We start from the raw sequence: 25191 nt of genomic DNA, 5'->3' as shown, positions 1-25191 counted from the left end.
ATCTGTAATCCAATTGAGGAAAGGAAGATGGCATATGTTTGTGGGTCGTGATATGACTGAGCTATCCATGATGTCGAAATCGGACTGGAAGGACAGTGAGCTTGCTTTTTACCATCATTCATTTCAGCAGATCATGCCTTATTTAAATTCTGAGGGCCAGACGATTCATAGGGAGATTGTTGAAGAAATAGAAAACCGCGGCGGCCTGAAAAGGCAGGAAGCCGATTATACTCATGGGACCAGGGTTAGCTATGAGTGAAGGAAAAAGGGGATTATTCCCCTTTTTTTCTATGTTCAGCTTTCCAAATATTGCTTCCAGATTTTCTGATGGGAAACCGGAAAAGGAAATTCCTTCATTTCTTCAAGGGTGACTAATTTCAAATCACTTTTTTCCTCTTTAAGTTCTAATAATTTTCCTTTATAAACATTTATGTTCCATGTTAAATGGGAAAAAATGTGTTCGATCTGACCCGTCATTTCCTGTATATCCACATCGGCGCCATATTGTGTGCTGAACGCATCCTTCATCTGCTCTTTGTCGCTTACATAAGCAATATTGATCTCTGCCATAGGAAATTCCCAGAGATTAGCAAGCAGGCCTTTGCCGGGTCTTTTGTGAATTAGCACTCTGTCCTGATCATCTATAAGGACAGCTGCAGCCAATTGCACATTTTTCTGCTTTTTGGTTTTCGTTTTTACGGGCAGCTCCTGCTGAGTCCCTTCATAAAAAGCAGTACAATGTTCTCTCACCGGGCATAATAAGCAGGAAGGCGACGTTGGTGTACATATTAATGCGCCAAGCTCCATAAGCGCCTGGTTGAAATGGGACGGGTTTTCATGTGAAATTAATGTTCGAACGGAAGACTCAAAGATTTTCCTGGAAGAAGGCTTGGCGATATCTTCCCAGATGGAGAGGATTCGCGACAGGACACGCATTACATTGCCATCCACAGCCGGTTCGGGTATGCCATACGCAATACTGAGAATGGCCCCTGCTGTATAGGGTCCCACTCCTTTTAGGGAGGAGATCTCTTTTGGCGTATCCGGAACTTTCCCGCCATATTTTTCATGTACCTCCCGGACGGCAGCCTGAAGATTTCTAGCCCGTGAATAATACCCTAGACCCTCCCAGGCTTTTAATACCTTTTCTTCATCTGCTTCAGAAAGATCCTTGATGGTCGGAAACTGTTCAATAAAACGGTGAAAATAGGGGATTACGGTGTCCACCCGCGTCTGCTGAAGCATAATTTCAGAAACCCAGACTTTGTACGGATCCTGATCCTTTCTCCAGGGCAAATCCCTTTGCTCGGCTTCGAACCAGCTGAGCAAATCATCTTGAAAACCTTTTATATCGGTTGATTCGATTGTATTTTGACTAACTTCTTTCAATTTTTTAATCCTCCTGATGTTAAACAATCGGAAAATATGGGAATATATTAGTACAGTTGCTGCTTATTCATAATTGAACATCAACTTCTGCGACACCTTTAAAGGTACCCATAATCAGCTGTTAATACAAGAATTTTGCTGTTACACTTTTAGTAAATTAGGCACTCCACATAAGATTTATTACCAGGGAAGGAGGTATTTTCCTCTTGGATACCGGCACACATGTAGTGATGGGGCTGGCGCTTGGCGGCATAGCCACTCTTGATCCCGTTGTTGCTGAGAGTTCTGCTACAGCAACAAGTGTCATGATTGGAGCCATCATCGGTTCGCAAATACCTGATATCGACACTGTCTTAAAACTAAGAAATAATGCCGTTTACATTCGCAATCACAGGGGAATTACTCACTCCATTCCGGCCGTCCTGCTTTGGCCGCTTGCCATACTTGCTGTGATTTATCCGTTTTTTCCGTCAGCGGATCTGCTGCACTTATGGCTATGGACTTTTTTGGCTGTATTCCTGCATGTTTTTGTAGACATATTCAATGCATATGGAACACAGGCACTCCGGCCCTTTTCATCCAAATGGGTAGCACTGGGGATTATTAACACATTTGACCCATTCATTTTCGGGATTCATGTCGCCGGATTATTCATTTGGGCATTTGGGGCTCATCCAGGTTATACATTTCTAATCATTTATGGCATTATTTTCGTTTATTATCTTCTGCGGTTTGCGGCCCAGAGAAGTGTTTTAAATGCCGTAAAGGTTATGATACCGGATGCAACTGAAATCATCATTGCCCCAACGATGAGATTTAATCAGTGGCGTGTGGCGGTTATGAGCAGGCAGCAATTTTTTGTCGGGCGTGCTGTTAAAAACCACGTGAGGATTCTCGATCAATTTAATCGCGTTCCCGTTCCCGAGACACCTGTTATAGAAGCTGCGAAGAAAGATAAAAATCTATCTGCATTCCTTTCCTTCTCACCGGTTTACCGCTGGGAAGTGGATGAATATGATGATTATTATGAAGTTCGCTTTATTGACCTCCGCTACCGGAGCAATGGACATTATCCATTTGTAGCCGTGGTCCAGCTCGATCGGGAGTTTAACATTCAATCATCCTATACAGGCTGGATTTTCAGCGAGGAAAAGCTTCGAAAAAAACTGGATATTCTTCCGGGATAAGAAAAGCGCAAGCGCCTTGCCCACCCCCGACAAGCACAAGACGAGCCTCCCGGAAAGGCGTTCTTTGCCTTTTTGGGAGGATTGGCTTGTGACCTCGAGGGGGTAGGCGCTGGAGCTAGACAGTTATCGACGTTCATACTTTCTTATCCTTTAATAAAAAACAGGCTGCTACGATTGGGCAGCCTGTTTTTAATTTAGGGTATTCTTATCCTGCTCAAGCAAATGCTTGTATTTAGGATTATTGGCAACAAATTCATGGAGCCTGCTGCCATAGTTTTCTATCCATTGCCTTACAATTCTTTCTGTCATTTCGGCACCCTTATATTCTCTGCCAGCCTTGGCATATGTTGCTTCGAAATCCTCCCAAAGCAGCTCAATCCATGTCTGGGCCTGACTTGCAGAAAGCAGGTTATTCTTTTCCAATAAAAGCTCATAAAGCTTTTGCTGGTACTCATTCATAAAAATCACCTCTTTTCCAATTATTAATCCCTTTAATCCTTCATAGCCTTCCGTAAAATACAAATAATAGTATTACGTGATTAGCTATTTGCCGGTCACTCTCTTATTCCGGTTTAGGAGGCTTATTATGCGCAATAAAGCGAGAAATTTCCCAAATCAGAACAATATAAAATTGGAGGGGGAGCCGCGGGCAAAAGCAGAGTATGCTTCACGCCGGGCTGATGGCACCATTAACACACACCCTCAGGAACGAATGAAAGCTTCAACAGACCGCGAAAGTGACACACCTGAATTTTAAAATACAGGGAGGCTTGGTTATGGGAAACAGCAAAAACTTTTTTGGTGATAATCCGTATTCCAGTCCATTTACTTCACCGCACTTTAGGCCAAAACGTGCACATTCACAAGTAAATGGCGAGACCCAGCAAACTCAAGACCTCATTATTTTAAAGCGGCAGATTCGCAAAAATTCTTAAGGTGAAACATCAATCAGGGGGGCTTTCCCCCTCTGATTGTTTCTTATTGCCCGTCAGGTCATCCTTTTTTCTCTAACTTTTTCAGCATGGAAATGGGCAGAGCTTCTTCGCCTTTGCTTCCGTTCAGCCGGAATCCCCAGGCAAATACACCATTCATATAGTCAATTTTAAAGTAAACTCCCGGATCCCCGTCGATTTCATAAATTTCACCGGGTAAAAAATCATCTGGATTGAGCAGGTAGGATTTCGCCATTATGACTTTGCGTTCAAGCACGGCAAACTCATTTACCATCCCCATCTGTTCCGCTTTCTTTGCTTTTTCATTTAAACTGGCAATTTCCTGCTGAAGCTCATACGTAGTCATTGTACTGTATCTTTTTTCCTGCATATTAATATCCTCTTACTTTCTTCAGATAGTTACATTTACTGTTAAGGCTTCCATAGCTAAGTATATGAGAAAATGCCCGTTTAGAAAAGGCTCCTGCTTTTTGTTTTTGATGCATTTCGCATGTGTTGGACTTTTTTGCTAAGATGGTGATTATAAGACGTTCTAAAGGAGGATTCAGATGAAGTCAGTCATCATTACCGGCGCAGGGTCGGGCTTGGGAAAAGAGCTTGCTTTATTGTTTGCGGGACAGGGATTTCATATTATTTTAACAGGCAGGACATTGGACAAGCTGCAGAGCGTGGAACAGGAAATTCATGAAGCCGGCGGAAGTGCTCAATCCTATACTTTAGATATCACACAAACCAAAGACATCAGCAAATTGATGACGCAAATCCAAAATCATGAACTCCATGGCCTGATTAACAATGCCGGGGTTGGGCATTTCGGGCCAGTTAACAGCCTTACAGAGCAAAACATCCAGGACATGTTCGACACTAACACGCTGGGCACTATTTATATGACACAGGCCCTGCTTCCCTTTTTAAAGGAAAAAAACGAAGGTTTGCTGATGAATATCATTTCGACTGCGGGATTAAAAGGGAAAGTAAATGAATCCGTGTATGTGGCTAGCAAATTCGCTGTAAGAGGGTTTACGGAGAGCCTTCAGAAGGAACTGGAGAATACAAATATTAAAGTGAAAGCGGTTTATATGGGCGGCATGGACACCCCTTTCTGGGATGAAAGCGATCATATCAAGGACAAATCGAGGCTTCGTTCTCCTAAAGAAGTGGCAGAAATGATTCTGGATCATATGGAGGAAGACTCAATTGTCATCGAGTCAAAAAAATAACACATGGGCTTCCATGTGTTATTCTTCTTCACTTAAAAATTGCTCTATTAAATCAAAAGAAAAACCTTTTCTGAACAAGGCTTGCTTCATTTTCTGCGTATATTCGAACTCAGGAAGGTTCGCATATTTCTTCTTCGCTTTTTCCGCCTGGAACCTCAGGGCAGCCAGTTCTTCATCCTCTTCTTTATCAATCTCTGTTTCAGATACGGCTTCTTGAATGATGTCGAAATTAAAGCCTTTGCGCATTAACATCTGTTCCAGCTTTTGTTTAAGGATTTTTGATGAATCACGATCATATTTCTTGGAATACTTCTCACACAGCCTTATGGCCGCAGCTACTTCAGCATCCCTTGGATATTCCTCCAATGCCACTTCGATCAATTGAGGGGAAATCCCTTTCTCCTTCAGTTCTGTGCGGATCAGACTCTTTCCTTTATCGGATGTGTTCATTTGTGTACGCACAAAAGCAGCTGCAAATTCTTCATCGTTTAAAAAATGGTAATTATACAATTTGTGGATAACTTCCTGAATAACCGGTTCTTCCACTTCTTTTTCAGCTAAATGTTTGCGGACTTCGGTTTCTGAGCGCATTCTTCTGGATAAATAATGAATAGCCCTGTTATAAGCTTTCCGGATATCATCCTGATAGCCAATTTCATTTAAAGAGAATTCATCAAGCTCCATTCCCTTTTTGAGCTGATGCTTAATTAAAACATCTTCATCCACACTAAATGCATATTCTTCACCTTTCCCATAATCCATATATATATTGTAGCGGTCTGTGTTTTTTTTCTGAACTGTGATTTTCGTAATAGTCGGCATTTTCTCCACCTCTTATCTTAAATGTAACACATCCAAAAAAGGATTTTGAAAGAAAACGTCGTAAAATGTACCAAAGGATATGACACTTGAAAGGGGAATTTCCCATGAGAATAGCCATCGCCGGCGGAACTGGTTTTGTTGGAAGCGCCTTGGTTAAAAAATTACTGGATAAAAATCATGAACTGTTCATTCTTACAAGGAATACAGCTGATAAACACTCTTCTAAAAATTTAAATTATGTACAATGGCTGAACGATGATGACTCACCTGAGGATGCCCTGGAAAGCATTGACGTGTTTATTAACCTGGCTGGTGAGTCCATTAACAGCGGGAGATGGACAGATGAACGTAAAAAGCGTATATTAAACAGCCGCATTACAGCCACAAGGGAAGTTCTCCGCATTATTAGCCGCCTTGAAGAAAAGCCGTATACATTAATCAATGCCAGTGCGGTCGGTTACTATGGCACATTCCGGAATGAAACCTTTACAGAAGCCAACAGGAAAAGCGGCACTGATTTTTTAGCTGAAACAGTAAGACGCTGGGAAGAAGAGGCCTCCAAAGCAGAAGAGTTTGAAGTCCGGACCGTTTTCTGCAGATTTGGAATCATTCTCGAAAAAAACGATGGAGCTCTTCCGCGAATGGCACTTCCCTACAAGCTATTTGCCGGAGGGCCTGTCGGAACAGGTGATCAATGGGTTTCCTGGATTCATTTAGATGATGTTGTAAACGGAATTCTTTTTTGCATGGAACTCGAGCAGCTGCAGGGGCCTGTTAACTTTACATCACCAACCCCCCTGACAATGAAAGAATTCGGAAAAATACTCGGTGAAGTCCTTAATCGTCCCCACTGGCTGCCCGCTCCCGGTTTTGCTTTAAAAATAGCTCTCGGGGAGATGAGTACTTTGGTTTTGGAAGGGCAAAAGGTGCTTCCTGAAAAATTGCAGACATTCGGCTATGACTTCTTATATCCGGATTTACGGTCAGCTCTCAGGAATATTTATCAATGAGATTTGTATCATTTATGTCAAATAAGGCAAAAATAAGGTAAGTGTGTACCCTTATTCTGAAAGGATGATGCAAAGTGGATAAAAAGAAAAGAGACAAATCCAAAAGCACGTTATCAAGCATGCAGGAAGTAAATTATTCAAGAGAATTCAAACGGGCTGACAAAGCCGGCGGATTTGCAGGCAGACAGTCCAAACATTAATTTCCACTCATACCGCCCTGATCGATGGTACATGATAAAGGTACGGAAACACCTGAGTTTCCGTACCTTTATTGCTGAAAGGGGTTATTTACAATGGGCCGTGCACATGGACATAAAACTCGTGATAAAAACAAAGCATCACTTCCACAAGTACCGAAAAACATGAAATCTGACGGCATTGACGTAGAATTTAACCGCGAACTCGCCGATCAAGATGATCTCGAGGCAATGGCACGTTCCAAGGCTGCCGATCAGCGGGCGAAAAGCAGAAAAAAACGCTAGCTCAAAGGTAAAAGAGAAGCAGGAACTTCATGTTCCTGCTTCTTCCTATTTTTGCTTAGTGAGTGTGTGCCTCTCTTTTGCCTATGCCGTGTCCGCCTTTCATCATTGTCTTGATATAGGGATAAGCGAATCTGTCAATTCCCCAGTAGTAAGCACCTGCGCCTGTAAATAGAAGGATGATTGCTGCTGTATATAGTATTGGGTTAGTGCTTGTTGTTCCTGCTAATAAGAAGTTTAGATTCATGAAAGCTGCTGCAATCAAAGCCGGTATGGTCGCAGCTCCAAGTATAAGGCCAATCCCGACAAGTACTTCGCCCCATGCCACTAGAGTGCTGAATAAGTCCGCGTTTGGAAGTGCTACATTTTCCAGGAATCCCGCATACCAGCCCTGCACTGCCGGATGATCGCCAGCTGCTTTGGCAATGGCCCCCTGCATGAATCCGCCTGCATCGAATCCGTCTGCTACCTTATGCCATCCTGCTTCAAGCCACTGAATACCCAGCCAAACCCTTAATACGGTCCACACAACTGCTGCCTGAGGAGTTTTCCACCATTTCATCATAATCATCTCCATGTTATTATTGTGAACAACTTCACATAGTTTTTTAAAATTTTTTCCCTCTTGGGCATTTAAAAAGCCGGCCAGCTCTTAGGAGGAAAGGATGATGCAGTAATGTTTTTTTGAAGTATTTTGTGAAATACTTCACTAACTTTCCTCACTTATAATATACTCCATCCCTCCCCTTTTCGCAATACACTTCACCAATTCTTCACAATTATTGGGCCATCATAAAATAGGCTGTTTTCATCCTCCCAAAGCGGGAATAGTAAAAGGGGACTGTGTAAATTTATTGCTGTAATAAAGGAGGACCTTTGACATATGCTTGAAAACTTACTGAAAGATCTCATTTCCATTGACAGCTCTTCAAAGGAGGGAGCAAACCAGGCCATTGAATATTGCCATCAATGGCTGTCAGGACATGACCTCCCTTCCAGAGTCATCGAAAATAATGGCTATAAAATGGCTGTCTGTGAAATTGGAAGCGGGGATCAGACCATTATTTTTAACGGACATGTGGATGTTGTTTCAGGAAAGGATGAACAGTTCATTCCTGTAGAAGTCCGCGATAAGATCTATGGGCGTGGAGCTGCGGATATGAAGGCCGGGGTTGCCGCCATGATGTGCGCGGTAAAAGAGCTCAAAAATATGCCCATAGGCGTAAAAATACAGCTTCAAATTGTTTCAGATGAAGAAATCGGCGGCTTTAACTGTTCCGGATATTTAGCAGAACAGGGATATCGCGGCGACTTTGTCATTTGCTCTGAACCCACTCAGCTTGGAATTGCGCTCGAAGCAAAAGGGGTTATCAGGCTGGACATCGAGATAGAAGGAGATCCTGCACACGGCAGCCGTCCATGGGAAGGAGTCAATGCTATCGAAAAGGCTTTTGAAGTACATCAAAAACTATTAGAATTGCCTTTTGCAAAGGAATCATCGGAATTTTACCCATACCCTTCGATTAATCTTGCAAAAATAACCGGAGGGGATGTTTATAATAAGGTGCCTGAAAAATGTGTTATGTCGTATGATATCCGCTATTTGCCCCAGCAGAACCATGAAGAAATCATTAAACAAATTGAAAATATCACAGATGGGGAAATTATCATGAATATGTTCTCAAAGCCGCTTGTGACAGCCAGAGATAATCCTTTCATCCTGATGCTTGAACCTATTGTGGAAAAACACACAGAAGATAAAGCGGTTTTCTTTGGACAGCATGGTTCTGCGGATACTGTGTTCTTTGCCAATTACGGGATTCCAGCTATCGAATTTGGCCCAACCGGCATGAACTGGCACGGTGATAAGGAATACGTTCTGCCGCATTCCATCCATTTATATGTAAAAATGCTTATCGACTTTGCTATGAAATTTTCAAATTAGAAGGCTTTTTTAATGCGGATAGTCTCCCGATATGGTAAAAATCAGAATATATGATTAAAGGGGGATTCCAAAAAAATGAGCTCTATTAGTTTATTAAAAAAATCAGCAGGCATTGTACTGGAGAAAAAGAACCTGACAAATGTCACTGCCAGAGTCGGTCTGGTGCTGGACATTTCCGGCTCCATGCGCAAGTTATATAAAAACGGGACCGTCCAGAGGGTTGTGGAGAGAATCTTAGCTGTTGCCAGCCAATTTGATGATGATGGCGCATTGGATGTCTGGGTCTATGATAATGAATTTTCCAGGCTGAAGCCGGTAACCGAACATGACTTTGAAGGATATGTGGATCAGTATATTTTAAATAATGATCTGATACACAAATTCGGAAGAAATGATGAACCTCCGGTAATGGAGGATGTCATTCAGAAATATACCTCTGAAGATCCGAGCAAAGATCCTGCCTTCATTGTTTTCATTAATGATGGCGGCTGCAAAAGAACCATCAAAAAACCTGTTGTTTCATCATCCGATAAACCCTTGTTCTGGCAGTTTGTCGGGATAGGCGATTCAAACTTTGAGGTATTGGAAAAGCTGGATGAAATGGATGGCCGCTATATTGATAACGCAAATTTTTTCCACATTAAAGATGTAGAGGCCATTTCTGATAGCGAACTATATGACCTCCTGCTGAACGAATTCCCGGACTGGCTAAAAGAAGCAAGAGAAAAAAATGTCATTTGAGCGATAGCGAAAAGGCGGATTTGATCGTAATCAAGTCCGCCTTTTGTGTTGGGATAGCCATTGACTTCAAGCATTTGCCCCTGCTGCCGCTTTACCATGCAGCCGGTAATAAAAGCCCTCCTGTTCAAGCAGTGATTCATGTGTTCCTTCCTCAATAATCCTGCCCTCTTCCAGAACAAAAATTTTATCCGCATTTTGAATGGTGTTCAAACGGTGGGCAATGACAAAGCTGGTCCTTCCTTTCATCAGCTCCTGAAGGGCATCCTGAATTTTCAGCTCTGTCACGGTATCAATGCTGCTTGTTGCTTCATCCAGAATTAAGATGTCCGGGTTGGCCAGAAATGCACGTGCAATGGAAAGAAGCTGCTTTTGCCCCTGGCTGATGCCATTTCCGTCCTGACTCAGCACTGTATCATACTGCTGAGGAAGTTTCATGATAAATGAATGGGCATTGGCAAGCTTAGCCGCCTCCACCACTTCTTCATCTGAAGCTTCCAGCCTGCCGTAGCGGATATTTTCGCGCACAGTGCCGCGGAATAGAAATGAATCCTGCAGGACAAATCCCATATGCTTTCTAAGGCTTTCTTTTTTCACATTTGCGATATCCTCACCGTCAATTAAAATACGGCCTGATTCCCGTTCATAAAAGCGGGAGAGCAAATTGATCATAGTAGTCTTTCCTGCACCTGTCGGACCAACGAAAGCAGCGGTCTGGCCTGCTTTGACATGGAGGCTTACGTTTCTTACCGTATTTCCGTCTTCTTCATACGAAAAAGATACATCTCGAAATTCGACCTCGCCTTTCACTTCGGCAAGCTCTTTCAGCTGCTCTTCATTCCGGAATTCTTCATCCTCATCCATGATGTCAAAAACCCGCTCTGCTCCTGCAAGCGCAGATAGAAGGGTGTTAAATTGGTTTGCCAGATCATTAAGCGGACGTGTAAATTGGCGGGAATACTCAGTGAACACGACAATGACACCGATTGAGATCATGCCATTCAGGGCAAAAATGCCCCCTACCCCGGCGATTATGGCAAAGCTTAAGTTGTTCAGGACATTCATTAGCTTAGGGATAAACCCGGAATAGGTTTGAGCCCAAAACCCTGCCAGCTTAAGTTTTTCCCCTTTTTCCCGAAACTCATCCATTACTTTCTTTTCCTGAGAAAAGGTCTTGATGATCCTCTGTCCGGATATGGTTTCTTCAATAAAACCGTTCAGCTCTCCAAGAATCTTCTGCTGCTCTTTGAACAGCCTTCCTGTCCGTGCTGTAATCCATTTCATTCCAAAGAACATCAGTGGCACAATGATCAGGGTAATGAGCGTCAGCAAAGGACTTAGCCAAAGCATAACGGAGACAGTGCCAATCAAGGTCAGCAGGCTGGAAAAGACCTGGATCACTGAACTGTTCAGAGTCGAGCTGACATTTTCAATATCGTTTGTGACCCTGCTCATCAGTTCGCCCTGCTGCCGCTTGTCAAAGAACGGAATAGGTAGCCTGTGCAAGTGGCCGAAAAGCTTCGTTCTCATCGTAAAAACCGTTTCCTGTGCGATGCCGATCATCCAATAATTCTGAAACCAGAGGGCAAGCGAGTTCATCACATAAATGACTCCAAGCCAGATCAGTAAAGCGATAAATCCATCGCTGTTCTTTGTGACAATATAATCGTCAATAGCCATTCCTACTAAATAGGGGCCAAGCAGCCCCATCGCCGAGCTGATGACCACCATTAGTAAAACGAGATATAACAATCCCTTATTATAGGCTAAATAGGACCAGATTCTCCTTAGTGTGGCCCCCATGTTTTCAGACTTAGGCTTTTTCCCTTTTGAAAATTCGCCATTCAGCTCAAGAGGAATTCTTTTATGCTGGAAAGGTTCTTTAAAGTGTTTAAGCATAGTTTCTGTTCTCCTCTCCAGACTGGGATTGAAAAATCCGTTTATACAATCCGGATGTTTTAAGAAGAGTCTCGTGGTCTCCCTCAGCAAGAAGCACTCCATCCTCAAGCAACAGGATTCTGTCTGCTTCCATTGCTGTGCTGATTTTCTGCGTAATAATCATGGTTGTACAGGTGTATTGTTTCAATGAACTAAGAAGTTTTGCTTCTGTTTTCATATCCAGTGCACTTGTGCTGTCATCAAGAAGGAGGATTTTTGGCTTTCGTACAAGCGCCCGGGCAATGGAAAGACGCTGTTTTTGCCCGCCGGATAAGTTAACACCCTTTTGCCCCACTCTTGTTTCATAACCCTGCGGAAGCTTCATGATGGTTTCGTGTATTTGCGCATTGACAGCTGCTTCAGTAATTTCATCCATCGCTACATGTTCCTTGCCCCATGAAATATTCTCTTTCACACTGCCTGTAAAGAGCAGGGCTTCCTGAGGAACAAAGCCGATTTTCCTGCGGAGGTTCTCCATTTTCAATTCCCTGACATCCCTCCCGTCAACTTCAACTCTCCCTCCGGTCACATCATAAAGCCGGGGGATCAGCTGGAATAAAGAGGTTTTCCCGGAGCCTGTTGCACCCATTATTGCAACTGTTTCCCCGGGATGGATGATAAAGCTGATGCCATCAAGTACCTTCTCTGAAGTGCCGGGATATTTAAAAGATACATCTTTAAAGTGAATTTCCCCCCGGCTCACTGTTAAGCCCTTCCTATCATGAGATTCTTGACGGTCAGTCAAATCCACTTCAGTGTCCAGTACCTCTGTTACACGGTTTGCAGATGCCCTCGCCCTTGAAAAAGCCATGATAATCCAGGAAAAAATGGAGAAGGCGGCCGTTATTCTGGTTGCATAGTTCACTATCGCAACTACCTCGCCTACCTTTACATCCCCTGCATTTACCTGTATGCTGCCAAACCAAAGGACTCCAAGAATACTAAGATTCATAATGAAAAGCAGAACAGGCATGGTCACTTCCATCAGACGCAAAGCTTTAACGGTTCCATCTCTGAGATCCTCATTTGTGCGTGTGAAGCGTTTCACTTCATGATTTCTGCGGACAAACGCTTTAATTAGCCGGATTCCCGTCAGGTTCTCCTGCATGACGCTATTCACAGAATCTAGCTTTTCCTGGACTGCCTTAAAAAGCGCGCCGCCTTTTCCCATGACCCAAAACAGAAATAGAAAAAGGAATGGGGCCACAGCTGATAAGATAAGAGCAAGCTTCACATCTACCACAAAAGCCATGATCAGACCGCCGATGATTAATAATGGCGCTCTCATCATGATTCGAAGGCTCATAAAAACAGTATTCTGAAGCTGCGTAATATCATTCGTCATACGGGTAATTAATGAAGAGGTCGGAAAAAGATTAAAGTTGGCAAAGGAGAAGGATTGAACCTTGTCATATAAGCCTTTCCTTACATCAAAACCGAAGCTCTGGCTGACATGTGCAGCATAAAAGGAATTAATGACTCCAGCCGCAAAAGCCGCAAAAGAAGCAGCCAGCATGATCCCTCCCCACTTCAGGATCTCCTGAAGATCATTCTGCAGGATGCCTTCATCTATGATTTTTGCCATTAATAATGGCTGAATAAGCTCAACAGCAAGCTCCGTCAGCATTAATGACAGAGCTATAGCCACCGCTATCCGGTAAGGCTTAAGAAATGCTAAAACTTTCGCCATTTATAGTCCCCCAAGCTGTAATTGCAGTTAATATATGTATAATAATACTCTTAAAATCCTTCGAAAAACTAAATAATCCTATCCATATCATAATCCTTTTTACGAAATTTTTAAATAATTCCATAGAAAAAATTTAAAAACGCCTGGATCAGACCAGACGTCTATTCTTTCTTATATAATGGGGCAATCAGCTCAATCCTGTTTGTCCAGATGCCACCTGAATAGCCAGCAGGCAACCGTTTCAGGTCTTCCGGTTTGTCAAATCCTTCCGACCAGCTGCCGTCCCCTGCAACCACTATAACTCTTGTACCAGCATCATCCATTCGGTTCAAGAACTTATTTGGCCAGCCCCACATCAGCTTTGTATACGATTCAGGAATATGAACCTGTGTGTTTTTGCAGGCATTTGGCACATAACCTGTCCATCCCGCACCTATATATGGCAGGAGGCAATCTTTCAATGTAGCCTTAGACATCACCCGCATTCCAGGCATTTCTTCCTTCAGAGCTGCAATTGGATTGTCTCCTCCATATACAGATATCTTCTCCAATCTCTCCGCTGGAAACAAGGAAAGGTATTCAGCAAGCTTTACTCCTTCCTGGGAGTCATTGCTTTTAATATGGATTAAGAGCTCTCCTTCCGTGAACTCTTTCAAGACTTCATCCAGGCTTGGCATCATTCCGATTCCCTTACCGCGAAACGGATGGGTTTTTCCGTGATCGGCTGTATAGCCGTATCCAATGTCCAGTTTTTTTAATTCCCCCATTGTATAATCTCTCGTATTTCCCTTTGCATTTGTCCTGCATTCCAGCATCCAATCATGGAACACCGCAAATTGTCCATCCTTTGTAAGCTGAATATCCAGTTCGACTACGTCTGCCCCGGCCTCAAAAGCTGCTTCCATGGAAGGAATCGTATTCTCAAGAAAGTTATGCTCAGGCTCGTAAATTCTTTCAGCCGTACACGTCTCCCCTGTGATCCCTTCCATATGAAAGGTCTGTGCCATTCCTCTATGAGCGAGAAGCAGCGGCTTATCGTTTCTTTCTTTTGTAAGCATGGAGCTGTTGTTTAAAAATAGAAATACGCCGAGAATTAATAAAGTTATCATTATCCTTTTAAAGATTTTCTTTCTCTTGTTCATTTGTCCTCCGGTTTTCGCTTGTTGATTTCTGTTATTATCATAATGCAATAGAAAAAAAGATAAAAGGCCAAATCAAAAGATTCGGCCTTTTATCTTTAACTTGATTTACGCCCCAGATAGGCTTCCATGATACGCGGATCATTCAGCAGCTTCTCTGAACTTCCCTCAGCAACCATTTTGCCTGTTTCCAGGACGTACCCATAATGTGATATTTTCAGGGCCTGCCTTGCATTCTGTTCTACCAATAAAACAGTCGTGCCCGCTTCATTAATTTCTTTTATAATTTTAAAGATGTCAGCCACGATCAGCGGGGCCAGCCCCATTGACGGTTCATCCAGAAGAAGCAGCTTTGGTTTGCTGAGGATGGCCCGCGCAATGGCCAGCATCTGCTGCTGTCCGCCGGATAATGTTCCGCCAAGCTGTTTCTGCCTTTCTTCGAGGATGGGAAAACGCTCCATAACGTTCTTAATATCCCGGTCAATTTCATTATCCTTCCGGTGGTATGCCCCCATTTCCAAGTTTTCAAGCACTGTCATTCCGGCAAGAATCTGGCGGCCCTCCGGAACAAGGGCAATCCCTTTGCGCAGCAGCTGGTCCGGCCTGAGTCCCGTTACATCCTGCCCCTGAAATTGAATGCTGCCGGCTTGAGGCTTAAGCATTCCTGAAATAGACTTCATGGTCGTTGTCTTCCCTGCACCATTTGCGCCAAGGATCGTAACAATACTGCCTTCTTCCACTTCGAGGCTGATGTTTTTAAGAACCTGGATTTTCCCGTAAAAAGCGTTAATCCCATTTACTTTAAGCATACATATCCTCCTCCTCACTGCCGAGATAGGCTTCGATGACATCAGGATTATTCTGGATTTCAGCAGGTGTGCCTTCAGCAATCTTCTTGCCGAAATTAAGGACGGCAATACGGTCGCATAATTTCATGACAAGCGGCATATCATGCTCAATCAGCAGGACCGTGACGCCCTGTTCCTGAATTTTTTTGATGAGCTGAAATAATTCGCTTGTTTCAGTTTCATTCATTCCGGCTGCCGGTTCATCGAGCAGCAGAAGCTTAGGAGAGCTGGCCAGCGCACGGGCAATCTCTAGCCTTCTTTGCTGGCCGTATGCGAGGCTGTCTGATACCGTTTCCGCGAACCCGCCCAGCCCCACAAACTCTAATAGTTCATTCGCTTTGCTGCGGATTCTCTCTTCTTCCTGCCGCTGTGATTTTGTCCTGAATACACTGCTGAAAACCCCTGATTTGCTTCGGCAATGCTCCCCAACCATCACGTTTTCTTCTGCTGTCATCTGCGGAAACAGGCGAATATTCTGGAATGTCCTGCAGATGCCTTTTTTCGTGATCAGGTGCGGCTTTAAGCCATTGATATTATCTTCATTAAAAATGATCTCGCCTGAGGTAGGAGTAAACATCGATGTTATCAGATTGAACATCGTTGTCTTCCCGGCTCCATTTGGACCAATCAGCCCAAAGATCTCACCTTGATTTATAGAGAACGAGACATCAGACAGGGCACTCAGCCCGCCAAAGTTTTTACATGCTTTTTTGACTTGAAGTACCATGCTTTTGCCTCCTCTTTGATGTTTTAAGCTTGACCCAGTTTAAAATATTTACATCAATTAATCCCTGCGGCCTGACTGCCATCATAATAATAATGATCAGACCGTAAATCATGTAGCGGTATTCGCTGATAAATCGTAGCACTTCCGGCATTACAGTTAAAAAGAGCGCCCCAAACACCGGTCCCCAGATTACTTCACTTCCCCCGAAAACGGCGAAAATCAGAATCTCAACTGCACGGTGATAGGCAAAATCGGCAGGACTTATGTATGCAAGAACATGTGCAAATAGTGCACCTGCAAATCCCGCTACCAGTGCACCCTGTGCAAATGCCAGGACCTTATAATACGTGATATTGATGCCCATTGATTCTGCAGCTTTTTCATCCAGCTTAATCGCTGCGAAAGCCCGTCCTACTCTTGAGCGGTTCTGCCTTCTGAAAAATGCGATGATGCTGATTGTCACCCCTAATAAAATGAGGAAGATAGCCAGAAATACAAACTGGTTATTTTGAAGTCCAAGTATTTTCGGATCAAAGCCTAAGTCTTTTAATGTATTCAGCAGCTCACGGCCCATATGCGGTATGCCTGATAGACCGACAGCTCCCTTTGTCATTGACTCCCAGTTTACAAAAATAACGCGGATAACCTCTCCAAACCCGAGGGTAACAATGGCGAGATAAACACCCTGAAGCCTTAATGTCGGTATCCCGATCAGGATTCCGAAAACACCTGCCAATAAAGTACCTGCCAGTATGCCCACAATAATCGGAAGGTCAAAATTCAGCGTCAATAGTGCAGATGTGTAGGCACCGATCCCCATAAATCCTGCGTTGGCGAGTGAAAGCTGTCCAGTTGATAGAGTAATATAAATACTAACCCCTAATATAATGTTGATTAATATAAAAGAAGCTACCTGTAAATAATATGGATTTATTAATTCTGCAAGCATGAGTTCACCTTCTTACGCTGAAATTTTTTGGCCAAACAATCCCTGCGGCCTGATGAGAAGTATGATGATGATGGCCGCAAAAGCGATGGCATCCTTGTATCCTGAATCGCCGTAGACAACGACAAAGGTTTCGGCCAGACCAAGGATAAGCCCCCCGGCCATCGCTCCCTTGACATTCCCCATGCCGCCAAGAATGATGATGGCAAGTCCTTTTAGCCCAATGGATAAACCCATCTGCGGCGTTACAGAGTTAAAGGCCATTCCGACAAGGATACCGGCAATCCCGCCCATTGCCGATGCGATAATAACCGTCATTGTAATTGTTCTTTTGACATCAACACCAAGAAGGCTTGCCGTTTCCAGATTTTCAGCAGTTGCTCTTAAGGCTTTTCCTGCCTTTGTTTTTCCCAGCCAAAAAGAAAGGGCGTACATGAGAAGAACAGAAATGACAAAGATAACAATCTGCACAAGATATACAGTTATCGAACCGATCTGGAAGCTGATTTCCGCAAAAGAAGCACGGAAAGGATGGTTGCCCGGTCCAAAAATATGGTGGGAAAGGTTTTCCAGCAGTATCGATACACCAATGGTGCTGATCAATGGCGCCAGATGGGATACACCCTGTTTATTCCGGAGCGGCCTCAGGGCAAATCGCTCAAGCAGATATCCCATTGCAGCAGTTAACGCAATCGCTGCCAGAAAAGCCAGCCAAAGCGGCCCTTTAAAAGTGGAAGTAACAACAACCCCAATGAAGGCTCCGAACATAAAAATTTCTCCGTGTGCCATATTGATAATCCCAAGCACCCCGAAAACCAATGTAAACCCAAGTGCAACGATGGCATAAATGCTGCCTAGGGTAATTCCGTTTATTAATTGTTCGATTAACACGGCATTCACCTGCTTACTCGTAATTTTCTTAAAAGTAAGCTCTGGCACTGAAGGCGCCAGAGCTTCACTTTCGCAGCTTTTTAATTAAATTCCTTAAATGCTCCTTCTTCAATAACTAAAACGGTCGGATCCATCACAACATCTCCTTCTTCATCGAAAGAGAACTCTCCAAGGATTCCATTAAAGCCCTTGACCTCTGCCAGAGCATCCCGTAGGGCATCACGATCAGCTTCGCCTGCATTCTTCAATGCCTCTGCCATTATGTAAAGTGCATCGTATGCCTGTGCTGCAAACTGATCCGGTTTTTTGCCGTATTCTTTTTCATATTTACTTACAAATTCCTTGACCTTATCATCTTCTTTTTCACCGTACCATGGAGTTGCCACAATCAGGCCATCCGCTGCATCCCCTGCAATATTGATGACCTCAGGAGAATTGAAGCCGTTTCCTCCGACAAACGGAACATCAATGCCCATTTTCCTGGCCTGATCCATGATGACCGCACCTTCATTGTATAGAGCCGAAGCCAGAATCAGGTCCGGCTTTAAACCTTTAATTTTTGTCAGCTGAGCATTATAATCTGATTGGCCTTTTTGGAACGTTTCAATCGTTAAGATTTCCAGGCCCTTCTCTTCCGCTGCTTTTTTCATTGTGTCAAAGCCTGATTTTGTAAAAACATCATCATTTCCATATAGAATTGCTACTTTTTTAGCATCATATTTTTCAATGGCTTTATCTATTGCAGCCGGAATCGCCAATGCTTCAGGCAGTGAGTTGCGGAAGACATAGTCCCCAATTTGCGGAATCCCTTCTGCCGTTGTGGAAGTCCCCATGATCGGCACTCCGTTGAGGTCGGCTTCCGGACCAACTACATTCATTTCTGTACTTAATGTAGGTCCGATAATGGCAGTCACATTCTCTGAATTCATAAGCTTTTGCGCTGCTGTCAATGCCTGATCCTGCTTCCCGGCGGAATCCTCTATAACAAGGTTAATCTTGACTTCTCCCTTGCCATTGATTTCTTCCTGTGCGAGCTTTAAGCCATTTGTGATAGCTTCACCATAAGCTGCACCAGGTCCGCTGATATAAGAAATAACTCCAATATCCGCTTTCACAGCTCCTCCGCTGCTCTCCCCTTCCTCATCCCCTGCAGCCTGATTGCCGCCGCATGCAGAGAGGACAAGCAAACTGGACAATGCTGTAAATTGAGCAAATTTCTTTAACTGCTTTCTCATTTTCTCTAACCCCCGTTTTCAGAAATAAGTTAATATTCAAAACTATATTACTATTTAAATACAAATGCTTGTCATTGTAAACAATAATATGGAAACTTTTCTTACATATTAATGGGCATGGGAATATGGAAAATGCAGCCTTTCATTGTCTGCTGTCAACAATAGAATTATAGAATCTTTGTTTTTTATGAACATTGTCGTAACTTGTCACAGAATTGTAAGATTAATCTAAAGATAAAACCATTGGAGGTGCTTGTTAAAATGGAAGCGATTACAAGAGACTTTTTTCTATATTTATCAAAAAATAGCTTACTGAATAAAATTGCCCAAAACAGAGGCGGAAGTTTTGCCGCAGGTAAATTAATAGGCGGAGTTGATTTCAAAAGCAGCGTCCGTTTTATCAGAGACCTGAATAACCAGGGCCTTTCTGTAACAGTGGACCATTTGGGCGAATTTGTTGACTCCGTAGAAGTGGCAAATGAACGGACAGAGGAATGCATTTCAACCATTGAAATGATCAGCAAAGAAGGACTGGATTCACAAGTATCTCTGAAGATGACCTCTCTTGGCCTGGATATTGATCATGACCTCGTTGTGAAAAACATGACAAGAATTCTTGATACTGCCGAGAAGCATAAGATTATGGTGACAATTGATATGGAGGATGTGCCTCGCTGCCAGGCAACGATCGATTTGTTTAAACAGTTTAAAGAAAAGTACAGCTGTGTGAGTACCGTTCTGCAGGCGTACCTGTACCGGACTGAAAACGACCTGGAGGATCTGGGGAAATATCAGCCCTTCTTAAGACTGGTAAAAGGCGCTTATAAAGAAGCACCGGAGCATGCATTTCCTGAGAAGACAGATGTTGATGAAAACTATAAGAAATTAATAGAACAGAGTCTCTTAAACGGAAACTATACAGCGATAGCTTCCCACGATGATCAGATCATCGAGTACACAAAAAAATTAGCAAAGAAGCATAACATTCCAAACAATCGCTTTGAATTCCAAATGCTATATGGCATGAGGAATAAAACACAGCTGGAACTGGCAAAGCAAGGCTATAAGATGCGTGTCTATGTACCATACGGCATGGACTGGTATGGCTATTTCATGAGAAGGCTTGCTGAACGGCCGGCTAATATTGCATTTGCTTTTAAGGGCATTTTCAAAAAATAATATTTTTCTTCCAAAATATTAAATAATAACTATAATAAAAGAAACCATTCTTGATTTCTAGGTAATGAGAAAGCAAACCACTGCTTTCTCATCGCTTATTTTATCTAAATATTTTGTTAAACCAACAAAAAGGAGGCTGACAAAATGGATTATGCATTAATTATATCCATTACTGTGTATATGATTGGAATGCTTTGGATTGGCTATTATGCGTATAAACGGACTTCCAATCTATCAGATTACATGCTCGGAGGACGAACATTGGGTCCTGCGGTAACCGCTTTAAGTGCGGGAGCTTCCGATATGAGCGGATGGCTTTTGATGGGTCTTCCTGGAGCCATGTATGCCACTGGCCTAAGCGCTTCCTGGATTGTCATCGGCTTGACTCTTGGAGCATGGGCAAACTGGATCTATGTGGCACCAAGGCTCCGCACGTATACTGAGGTAGCCAATGATTCTATTACGATTCCCGGTTATTTAGAAAACCGATTCGGGGATACTTCCAAAATCCTTCGCCTGATTTCGGGATTAGTTATCTTAATTTTCTTTACCTTTTATGTATCATCAGGCATGGTTTCCGGGGGAGTTTTATTCCAGAGCACTTTCGGGCTGGACTACCACACAGGTTTATGGATCATTACAGGTGTTGTGGTTGCGTATACACTTTTTGGAGGATTTCTTGCGGTTAGCTGGACAGACTTTGTTCAGGGTTTGATTATGTTTCTTGCCCTCATTCTTGTACCAATCGTAACCCTTTTTCATGTAGGAGGATTTGGGCCGGCAATTGATACTGCCAGAACAATCAATCCGGCTTTCCTTGATATCTTTAAAGGGACAAGTCTATTAGGCATCGTATCCCTTTTTGCATGGGGCCTTGGCTATTTTGGGCAGCCTCATATTATCGTCCGCTTTATGGCTATCAGTTCTGTTAAAGAAATCAAGAAAGCCACCCGCATTGGGATGGGCTGGATGATTTTCTCGAGTATTGGCGCTATGCTGACTGGTTTTGTGGGAATTGCTTATGTGGCGGATACAGGGATTAGCATCGAAGATCCCGAAACGATCTTCATCCTCCTTGGCGAGGTCTTATTCCACCCGATCATTACCGGTTTTTTAATCTCGGCAATCCTTGCGGCTATCATGAGTACCATCTCATCACAGCTGCTAGTAACATCAAGCTCATTAACGGAAGATTTATATAAGACATTCTTCCGCCGCTCTGCTACAGATAAAGAATTGGTTACAATAGGAAGATTTTCTGTATTGCTGGTTTCTGTCATTGCATTATTTATCTCATGGGAGAAAAATGAAACGATTCTCGACCTTGTGGGTTATGCATGGGCTGGTTTCGGATCCGCTTTCGGTCCGCTTATCATTCTCAGCTTATACTGGAAGCGCATGACAAGATGGGGAGCATTAGCAGGGATGATTATTGGAGCAAGCACTGTCATCATTTGGTCTCAAGCCGGCTTATCCGACTTCCTTTATGAAATGATTCCAGGCTTTGCTGCCAGCTTAATTGCCGTCATCGTGGTGAGTCTTCTGACTGAGAAGCCATCTATTGAAGTTGAAAAACAGTTTGCAGACTTTGAAAAATCCTTAAAATAAACTAGACTTATCAGGACTGGGCTAAGAAAATGCCCGGTCCTTTTTCTTTCGGCAAAATCCGGGTGGTGCCTGTCCCCTTTTTTCACTATAATAAGAACAGCAATAATGAGGAGGGAGCTTAATGAGCCAGCCGCTGGAGAAAATCCTTACTTTGACTGAAATTGATGAGATTACAGAAATGGTCAGCACTTTTTTGAAGAAGCCTGTTGTTATCGAGGATGAGCAATTCTCGCTGCTGGCTTATAGCTCCTATTATATAGAGCATTTTGATTTGGCGAACCAGCAGACCATATTTTCGAAGAGATGGCCGATACCCATTTTGGAGAAATTTATGGATGAAGGCATTGTTGATCAGTTAAAGACAATCCCCGAGCCTTTCAGAATTAAGAAGATGGAAGAAATCGGCCTTAACCAGCGTGTAGTTGTAAGCGCTAAATATAAAGAGCAGATACTTGGATTTATCTGGGTTCAGGAATTGGACGGCATTCTGTCAGAAAGCGAAATGAAGTTTCTTCATGACGTTTCCTTCCATATTGGAAAGCTTTTATATCAGAAAAACCTGAAGAAGCTCCGCAAAGAAGAAGAAAAACATCAATTTTATCAAAAAATTATTGATCGTACGTATCAGACGGAAGATCAGATTAAGTGGGAAGCAGCCAATGTAAAAATCATTCTCCCCGAGGCCTTTATCATCAATGTATTTACGGTCGTACAGGGAGATGAAGAGATATTGGCGGAATTAAATGAAACCGTTCGTCTGTTTGCTAATGCTCTCAGCCACCCCGCTCACATCTTTACGAATCAGCATGAGATCATCGTTATGATCGGCAGCAGCTCTCCTGCACCCGGCAGCCTTTCAGAAGACGCACACGAATTAACCAATACCGTTCTAAGCCAATTCAGGCAGCAGACTGTGTATGCGGGAATCGGAGGAGAATACTCCTCCATCCTCAAACTTCGCAAAAGCTATAGAGAGGCCCTGGAGGTCATCAAAGCCGCCAAATTCATCGGCTCTCCTGAAGAGCTGCCTTATGAGTATAAAAAACTGTGGGTGTTCCGTTACCTGGAACCGATCGCCCAGCATAACAACAAGACTAACTATGTAAATGAAGATCTTATGAAGCTGCAGAAAAAAGACCTGGAGAGCCAAACCAGCCTGCTGAAGACGCTTGAAGTCTATTTACTGAACAACTGCCGCCTCAAGCCGACAGCGGAACAGCTTTTCATCCATACCAATACATTAAAATACCGGATGAAGCAAATTACTGACCTGACCTCAATTGACTTTGACGACTTTAACACCAGATGCCAGCTGTACATTGATTTACAGCTGCTTAAGCGGAGGAAATAGGAGAGGCTGTGGTGGAGGATGAAATGCACATAGGATGATTCATGGAGCGCTCTTGGCGACCGGTTTCCTAGCTGCTCCCTGCCTTTCCGCTTCATCCCGCCTCTTTTTCCGTCACTTGCTTCTAAACTTGCCTGGATTTTCAACTCTGATAGAAACAATCTCCCCGCAGCTTAAACAAAAGCGATAGATTTTTTGAGATCCGACTGAGAGTTTTTTATTCAATGGCCTGACTGCCACATAGTCAGTGCCTTCTGCAAATTCTGTCCCATTGCATCTCGGGCATTCTTTAACATGGTTCACCTTTATCAGCTCCCTTCAGCTTATATACGCATCAGAATTGTAAAAGTTCCCCAAAAATGAAATGCCTGTCCCCTTTCCAGGGAGCAGGCATTTTATCGCAGTCTAACGAGCAGTAAGACCCCCACTTCAAGACTCAAAGGAATCAAAGGAGGATAAGCGGGGGTCAAACTGCCCGTAAAGGCCCGATTGGTTCAACTAACAATCAGTGGGGGATAAGGAAAACCCCCACTGATTGAAGTTTCACTTTATTGTTCTTCTTTTTCCGGCTTGAATAAAAAATAGGAGATAACACCTGATAATAGTGCTGCACCGGCTGCTATCATCAAGCGGATCATCAGGTCTATCTGCTGATAATCCTTATTCAGCATCCACATGGCAGCCCCGGCTACAAGTATCATAATGGGAATGACAATAAGCTTTCTATTTTTCAAGATTTCTTACATCCTTTCGTGCTCGTGCTAGTCATATCTATTATATAAGAATTATACAAAAATAGATATTAGCACCCCCCTGGTGAAATCCCTTCCAATATTCATAATTATTAAACCTTATTTTTTTCCTCTCATTCCCTTTACAAAGGGTCTTGATGGGCTTTATAATCCCGTTGTTCCACTTTTTACGGAACCCGAAAAAATACTATAAAAAAGGAGGTTGCGGCGATGCGGCAAAAACTGTTTTCTTTTATGATGATCAACCTGGGAGCTCTCCTGGTTTCTATAAATGTCCATTTTTTCTTGTCCCCCAATAATTTAGCAACTGGAGGGGTCAGCGGATTGTCGATTATCATGAATGATTTATTTCCAGATTTCTCAATCGGTACCTTCATGATTCTTGTCAATTTGATATTGTTTGCAGTTGGGTTTGTTTTTCTTGGATCTGGTTTTGGGGCAAAAACCATTTATGCAAGCTTTGCTTTGTCCTTTTATGTGTGGGCGCTTGAGAAGTTCGCCCCGATGGCTCAGCCGCTTAGTGATGACTTGCTTATTCAGCTGATCATTGGGCAATGCATCGCCGCAACCGGCATGGCGATTGTGTTTAACCAGCAGGCCTCCACTGGCGGTACAGATATCATCGCTATGATTTTTAATAAATATTTAAATATTGAAGTTGGCAGAGGCGTGCTTCTGGCTGATTTAGCCATTGCCCTGTCTTCCGCCGTTCTATTTGGGCCGCAAGTCGGCATGTATGCCTTTTTTGGAGTCATTATTAATGGATTTGTGATTGATTATGCACTTCAGCAATTCAATTCAAACAAGGAAATTGTAATTATCAGCCACCACAGTGATGAAATTAAAACCTATATTGTTCATGGACTGGGGAAAGGTGCAACCATTCACACGGCAACCGGTGCCTTCACTTCAGATAAGAAAGAAGTCATTACAACCATCCTGGGCAGAAAAGATTTTACTAAGCTGAAAGGCTATATTACCCAGGTTGACAATAAAGCATTTATCACAGTACACACGATGAATGAAATACTCGGACAGAATTTTAAACGGCTGGCCTAAACGGCAAAGCTCCATCCGCAAAGGATGGAGCTTTATTTTATATACAGTGAAACTCCTCAGTCATGTATCGATTTATAGTGAAATCAGC

29 protein-coding genes are annotated in these 25191 nt (G+C 43.2%); 14 read left to right on the top strand and 15 right to left on the bottom strand.

The features are described 5' to 3' along the window. Window positions 1-34: 34 nt before the first annotated feature. Window positions 35-259 (top strand): hypothetical protein, encoded by a 225-nt coding sequence (locus BK139_RS15150; protein ID WP_076260338.1) that lies wholly within the window; start codon window positions 35-37, stop codon window positions 257-259. Between the two features lie 35 nt (window positions 260-294). On the opposite strand, the gene mutY is transcribed toward BK139_RS15150, so the two are convergent. Continuing rightward, window positions 295-1389: an A/G-specific adenine glycosylase gene (gene mutY, locus BK139_RS15145; RefSeq protein WP_076260336.1), complete on the bottom strand. Its 1095-nt coding sequence runs from the start codon at window positions 1387-1389 to the stop codon at window positions 295-297. A 206-nt stretch (window positions 1390-1595) separates the two neighbouring features. Between mutY and BK139_RS15140 the strand changes: the two genes are divergently transcribed. Continuing rightward, window positions 1596-2576: a metal-dependent hydrolase gene (locus BK139_RS15140; RefSeq protein WP_076260333.1), complete on the top strand. Its 981-nt coding sequence runs from the start codon at window positions 1596-1598 to the stop codon at window positions 2574-2576. Between the two features lie 189 nt (window positions 2577-2765). Here the strand turns inward: BK139_RS15140 and BK139_RS15135 are convergent, their stop codons facing one another. Then, a complete protein-coding gene (locus BK139_RS15135) occupies window positions 2766-3035 on the bottom strand; it encodes a YfhJ family protein (RefSeq protein ID WP_048011773.1) in 270 nt (89 codons plus the stop codon). 127 nt (window positions 3036-3162) lie between these two features. Between BK139_RS15135 and BK139_RS15130 the strand changes: the two genes are divergently transcribed. Continuing rightward, a complete protein-coding gene (locus BK139_RS15130) occupies window positions 3163-3333 on the top strand; it encodes a small, acid-soluble spore protein K (RefSeq protein ID WP_048011772.1) in 171 nt (56 codons plus the stop codon). Between the two features lie 19 nt (window positions 3334-3352). Then, window positions 3353-3511 carry a YpzG family protein gene (locus tag BK139_RS15125; protein WP_009335831.1) on the top strand — a complete coding sequence of 53 codons (159 nt, stop codon included), beginning with the start codon at window positions 3353-3355 and terminating at the stop codon, window positions 3509-3511. Window positions 3512-3569: 58 nt separating this feature from the next. Here BK139_RS15125 and BK139_RS15120 read toward each other — a convergent pair whose 3' ends face one another. Then, window positions 3570-3899 carry a YfhH family protein gene (locus BK139_RS15120; RefSeq protein ID WP_076260331.1) on the bottom strand — a complete coding sequence of 110 codons (330 nt, stop codon included), beginning with the start codon at window positions 3897-3899 and terminating at the stop codon, window positions 3570-3572. Window positions 3900-4077: 178 nt separating this feature from the next. Here BK139_RS15120 and BK139_RS15115 point away from each other — a divergent pair, with 178 nt between their 5' ends. Then, window positions 4078-4749 carry an SDR family NAD(P)-dependent oxidoreductase gene (locus BK139_RS15115; protein ID WP_076260328.1) on the top strand — a complete coding sequence of 224 codons (672 nt, stop codon included), beginning with the start codon at window positions 4078-4080 and terminating at the stop codon, window positions 4747-4749. Between the two features lie 18 nt (window positions 4750-4767). On the opposite strand, the gene recX is transcribed toward BK139_RS15115, so the two are convergent. Beyond that, a complete protein-coding gene (recX, locus tag BK139_RS15110) occupies window positions 4768-5571 on the bottom strand; it encodes a recombination regulator RecX (RefSeq protein WP_076260326.1) in 804 nt (267 codons plus the stop codon). Window positions 5572-5675: 104 nt separating this feature from the next. Between recX and BK139_RS15105 the strand changes: the two genes are divergently transcribed. From BK139_RS15105 to BK139_RS15095, 3 genes are all read left to right on the top strand, one after another. Then, window positions 5676-6581 (top strand): TIGR01777 family oxidoreductase, encoded by a 906-nt coding sequence (locus tag BK139_RS15105; protein WP_076260323.1) that lies wholly within the window; start codon window positions 5676-5678, stop codon window positions 6579-6581. Between the two features lie 74 nt (window positions 6582-6655). Continuing rightward, window positions 6656-6781, top strand: coding sequence for a YfhE family protein (locus BK139_RS15100; protein WP_076260320.1), 126 nt, complete (start codon window positions 6656-6658; stop codon window positions 6779-6781). Window positions 6782-6874: 93 nt separating this feature from the next. Continuing rightward, window positions 6875-7063, top strand: coding sequence for a YfhD family protein (locus BK139_RS15095; RefSeq protein WP_061793375.1), 189 nt, complete (start codon window positions 6875-6877; stop codon window positions 7061-7063). A 55-nt stretch (window positions 7064-7118) separates the two neighbouring features. On the opposite strand, the gene BK139_RS15090 is transcribed toward BK139_RS15095, so the two are convergent. Further along, window positions 7119-7622, bottom strand: a complete 504-nt coding sequence (locus BK139_RS15090; protein WP_076260318.1) for a DoxX family protein — start codon at window positions 7620-7622, stop codon at window positions 7119-7121. 321 nt (window positions 7623-7943) lie between these two features. Here BK139_RS15090 and BK139_RS15085 point away from each other — a divergent pair, with 321 nt between their 5' ends. Next, on the top strand, window positions 7944-9005 hold the full coding sequence (locus BK139_RS15085) for a M20 family metallopeptidase (RefSeq protein ID WP_076260315.1): 1062 nt from the start codon (window positions 7944-7946) through the stop codon (window positions 9003-9005). 75 nt (window positions 9006-9080) lie between these two features. Further along, a complete protein-coding gene (locus tag BK139_RS15080) occupies window positions 9081-9746 on the top strand; it encodes a vWA domain-containing protein (protein ID WP_076260313.1) in 666 nt (221 codons plus the stop codon). 66 nt (window positions 9747-9812) lie between these two features. Here BK139_RS15080 and BK139_RS15075 read toward each other — a convergent pair whose 3' ends face one another. The 8 genes from BK139_RS15075 to BK139_RS15040 form a co-directional block, all read right to left on the bottom strand. Beyond that, window positions 9813-11642, bottom strand: a complete 1830-nt coding sequence (locus BK139_RS15075) for an ABC transporter ATP-binding protein (RefSeq protein WP_076260310.1) — start codon at window positions 11640-11642, stop codon at window positions 9813-9815. Further along, window positions 11635-13371 carry an ABC transporter ATP-binding protein gene (locus BK139_RS15070; protein ID WP_076260307.1) on the bottom strand — a complete coding sequence of 579 codons (1737 nt, stop codon included), beginning with the start codon at window positions 13369-13371 and terminating at the stop codon, window positions 11635-11637. Before BK139_RS15070 ends, BK139_RS15075 begins: the two co-directional genes overlap by 8 nt. A gap of 161 nt (window positions 13372-13532) precedes the next feature. Continuing rightward, window positions 13533-14513: a glycerophosphodiester phosphodiesterase family protein gene (locus BK139_RS15065; RefSeq protein WP_076260304.1), complete on the bottom strand. Its 981-nt coding sequence runs from the start codon at window positions 14511-14513 to the stop codon at window positions 13533-13535. Window positions 14514-14608: 95 nt separating this feature from the next. Continuing rightward, a complete protein-coding gene (locus BK139_RS15060; RefSeq protein ID WP_076260301.1) occupies window positions 14609-15319 on the bottom strand; it encodes an ABC transporter ATP-binding protein in 711 nt (236 codons plus the stop codon). After that, window positions 15312-16085, bottom strand: coding sequence for an ABC transporter ATP-binding protein (locus tag BK139_RS15055; protein ID WP_076260299.1), 774 nt, complete (start codon window positions 16083-16085; stop codon window positions 15312-15314). Before BK139_RS15055 ends, BK139_RS15060 begins: the two co-directional genes overlap by 8 nt. After that, the gene (locus tag BK139_RS15050; RefSeq protein ID WP_048011759.1) at window positions 16057-17034 is read right to left on the bottom strand and encodes a branched-chain amino acid ABC transporter permease; all 978 of its coding nucleotides are present in this window, start codon (window positions 17032-17034) and stop codon (window positions 16057-16059) included. Before BK139_RS15050 ends, BK139_RS15055 begins: the two co-directional genes overlap by 29 nt. A 12-nt stretch (window positions 17035-17046) precedes the next feature. Continuing rightward, window positions 17047-17922 carry a branched-chain amino acid ABC transporter permease gene (locus BK139_RS15045; RefSeq protein ID WP_076260296.1) on the bottom strand — a complete coding sequence of 292 codons (876 nt, stop codon included), beginning with the start codon at window positions 17920-17922 and terminating at the stop codon, window positions 17047-17049. An 80-nt stretch (window positions 17923-18002) separates the two neighbouring features. Beyond that, window positions 18003-19157, bottom strand: a complete 1155-nt coding sequence (locus BK139_RS15040) for an ABC transporter substrate-binding protein (RefSeq protein ID WP_076260293.1) — start codon at window positions 19155-19157, stop codon at window positions 18003-18005. 261 nt (window positions 19158-19418) lie between these two features. Here BK139_RS15040 and BK139_RS15035 point away from each other — a divergent pair, with 261 nt between their 5' ends. The 3 genes from BK139_RS15035 to BK139_RS15025 all read left to right on the top strand — a co-directional run bounded on the left by BK139_RS15035 (window position 19419) and on the right by BK139_RS15025 (window position 23295). After that, complete coding sequence (locus BK139_RS15035; protein WP_076260290.1) at window positions 19419-20336, top strand: proline dehydrogenase family protein; 918 nt, start codon at window positions 19419-19421, stop codon at window positions 20334-20336. A 144-nt stretch (window positions 20337-20480) separates the two neighbouring features. Beyond that, on the top strand, window positions 20481-21944 hold the full coding sequence (gene putP, locus BK139_RS15030) for a sodium/proline symporter PutP (RefSeq protein WP_076260287.1): 1464 nt from the start codon (window positions 20481-20483) through the stop codon (window positions 21942-21944). A 121-nt stretch (window positions 21945-22065) separates the two neighbouring features. Beyond that, window positions 22066-23295, top strand: a complete 1230-nt coding sequence (locus tag BK139_RS15025) for a PucR family transcriptional regulator (protein WP_076260285.1) — start codon at window positions 22066-22068, stop codon at window positions 23293-23295. 111 nt (window positions 23296-23406) lie between these two features. Here BK139_RS15025 and BK139_RS15020 read toward each other — a convergent pair whose 3' ends face one another. Together BK139_RS15020 and BK139_RS15015 are read right to left on the bottom strand one after the other, a co-directional pair. Next, window positions 23407-23595 (bottom strand): hypothetical protein, encoded by a 189-nt coding sequence (locus tag BK139_RS15020; protein WP_083675391.1) that lies wholly within the window; start codon window positions 23593-23595, stop codon window positions 23407-23409. A gap of 245 nt (window positions 23596-23840) precedes the next feature. Continuing rightward, the gene (locus BK139_RS15015) at window positions 23841-24026 is read right to left on the bottom strand and encodes a hypothetical protein (protein WP_035326541.1); all 186 of its coding nucleotides are present in this window, start codon (window positions 24024-24026) and stop codon (window positions 23841-23843) included. 228 nt (window positions 24027-24254) lie between these two features. Here BK139_RS15015 and BK139_RS15010 point away from each other — a divergent pair, with 228 nt between their 5' ends. Further along, entirely contained in the window at window positions 24255-25103 is an 849-nt protein-coding gene (locus tag BK139_RS15010) for a YitT family protein (protein ID WP_076260280.1), read from the top strand. The last annotated feature ends 88 nt before the right edge of the window (window positions 25104-25191 follow it).

Origin of the sequence: Paenibacillus sp. FSL R5-0490 (assembly GCF_001956215.1) — a bacterium.
Taxonomy (GTDB): domain Bacteria; phylum Bacillota; class Bacilli; order Bacillales; family Cytobacillaceae; genus Cytobacillus.
The sequence above is the reverse complement of the archived record's forward strand: the minus strand, read 5'-3'. Positions and strand labels throughout refer to the sequence as shown.

What these genes read in the sequence shown, in the direction of transcription:
- BK139_RS15150 (WP_076260338.1), top strand. Translation starts at nt 35, where the DNA reads ATGTTTGTGGGTCGTGATATGACTGAGCTATCCATGATGTCGAAATCG.
- BK139_RS15135 (WP_048011773.1), bottom strand. Translation starts at nt 3,035, where the DNA reads ATGAATGAGTACCAGCAAAAGCTTTATGAGCTTTTATTGGAAAAGAAT.
- BK139_RS15130 (WP_048011772.1), top strand. Translation starts at nt 3,163, where the DNA reads ATGCGCAATAAAGCGAGAAATTTCCCAAATCAGAACAATATAAAATTG.
- BK139_RS15125 (WP_009335831.1), top strand. Translation starts at nt 3,353, where the DNA reads ATGGGAAACAGCAAAAACTTTTTTGGTGATAATCCGTATTCCAGTCCA.
- BK139_RS15120 (WP_076260331.1), bottom strand. Translation starts at nt 3,899, where the DNA reads ATGCAGGAAAAAAGATACAGTACAATGACTACGTATGAGCTTCAGCAG.
- BK139_RS15115 (WP_076260328.1), top strand. Translation starts at nt 4,078, where the DNA reads ATGAAGTCAGTCATCATTACCGGCGCAGGGTCGGGCTTGGGAAAAGAG.
- recX (WP_076260326.1), bottom strand. Translation starts at nt 5,571, where the DNA reads ATGCCGACTATTACGAAAATCACAGTTCAGAAAAAAAACACAGACCGC.
- BK139_RS15105 (WP_076260323.1), top strand. Translation starts at nt 5,676, where the DNA reads ATGAGAATAGCCATCGCCGGCGGAACTGGTTTTGTTGGAAGCGCCTTG.
- BK139_RS15095 (WP_061793375.1), top strand. Translation starts at nt 6,875, where the DNA reads ATGGGCCGTGCACATGGACATAAAACTCGTGATAAAAACAAAGCATCA.
- BK139_RS15090 (WP_076260318.1), bottom strand. Translation starts at nt 7,622, where the DNA reads ATGAAATGGTGGAAAACTCCTCAGGCAGCAGTTGTGTGGACCGTATTA.
- BK139_RS15085 (WP_076260315.1), top strand. Translation starts at nt 7,944, where the DNA reads ATGCTTGAAAACTTACTGAAAGATCTCATTTCCATTGACAGCTCTTCA.
- BK139_RS15080 (WP_076260313.1), top strand. Translation starts at nt 9,081, where the DNA reads ATGAGCTCTATTAGTTTATTAAAAAAATCAGCAGGCATTGTACTGGAG.
- BK139_RS15075 (WP_076260310.1), bottom strand. Translation starts at nt 11,642, where the DNA reads ATGCTTAAACACTTTAAAGAACCTTTCCAGCATAAAAGAATTCCTCTT.
- BK139_RS15070 (WP_076260307.1), bottom strand. Translation starts at nt 13,371, where the DNA reads ATGGCGAAAGTTTTAGCATTTCTTAAGCCTTACCGGATAGCGGTGGCT.
- BK139_RS15065 (WP_076260304.1), bottom strand. Translation starts at nt 14,513, where the DNA reads ATGAACAAGAGAAAGAAAATCTTTAAAAGGATAATGATAACTTTATTA.
- BK139_RS15060 (WP_076260301.1), bottom strand. Translation starts at nt 15,319, where the DNA reads ATGCTTAAAGTAAATGGGATTAACGCTTTTTACGGGAAAATCCAGGTT.
- BK139_RS15055 (WP_076260299.1), bottom strand. Translation starts at nt 16,085, where the DNA reads ATGGTACTTCAAGTCAAAAAAGCATGTAAAAACTTTGGCGGGCTGAGT.
- BK139_RS15050 (WP_048011759.1), bottom strand. Translation starts at nt 17,034, where the DNA reads ATGCTTGCAGAATTAATAAATCCATATTATTTACAGGTAGCTTCTTTT.
- BK139_RS15040 (WP_076260293.1), bottom strand. Translation starts at nt 19,157, where the DNA reads ATGAGAAAGCAGTTAAAGAAATTTGCTCAATTTACAGCATTGTCCAGT.
- BK139_RS15035 (WP_076260290.1), top strand. Translation starts at nt 19,419, where the DNA reads ATGGAAGCGATTACAAGAGACTTTTTTCTATATTTATCAAAAAATAGC.
- putP (WP_076260287.1), top strand. Translation starts at nt 20,481, where the DNA reads ATGGATTATGCATTAATTATATCCATTACTGTGTATATGATTGGAATG.
- BK139_RS15025 (WP_076260285.1), top strand. Translation starts at nt 22,066, where the DNA reads ATGAGCCAGCCGCTGGAGAAAATCCTTACTTTGACTGAAATTGATGAG.
- BK139_RS15010 (WP_076260280.1), top strand. Translation starts at nt 24,255, where the DNA reads ATGCGGCAAAAACTGTTTTCTTTTATGATGATCAACCTGGGAGCTCTC.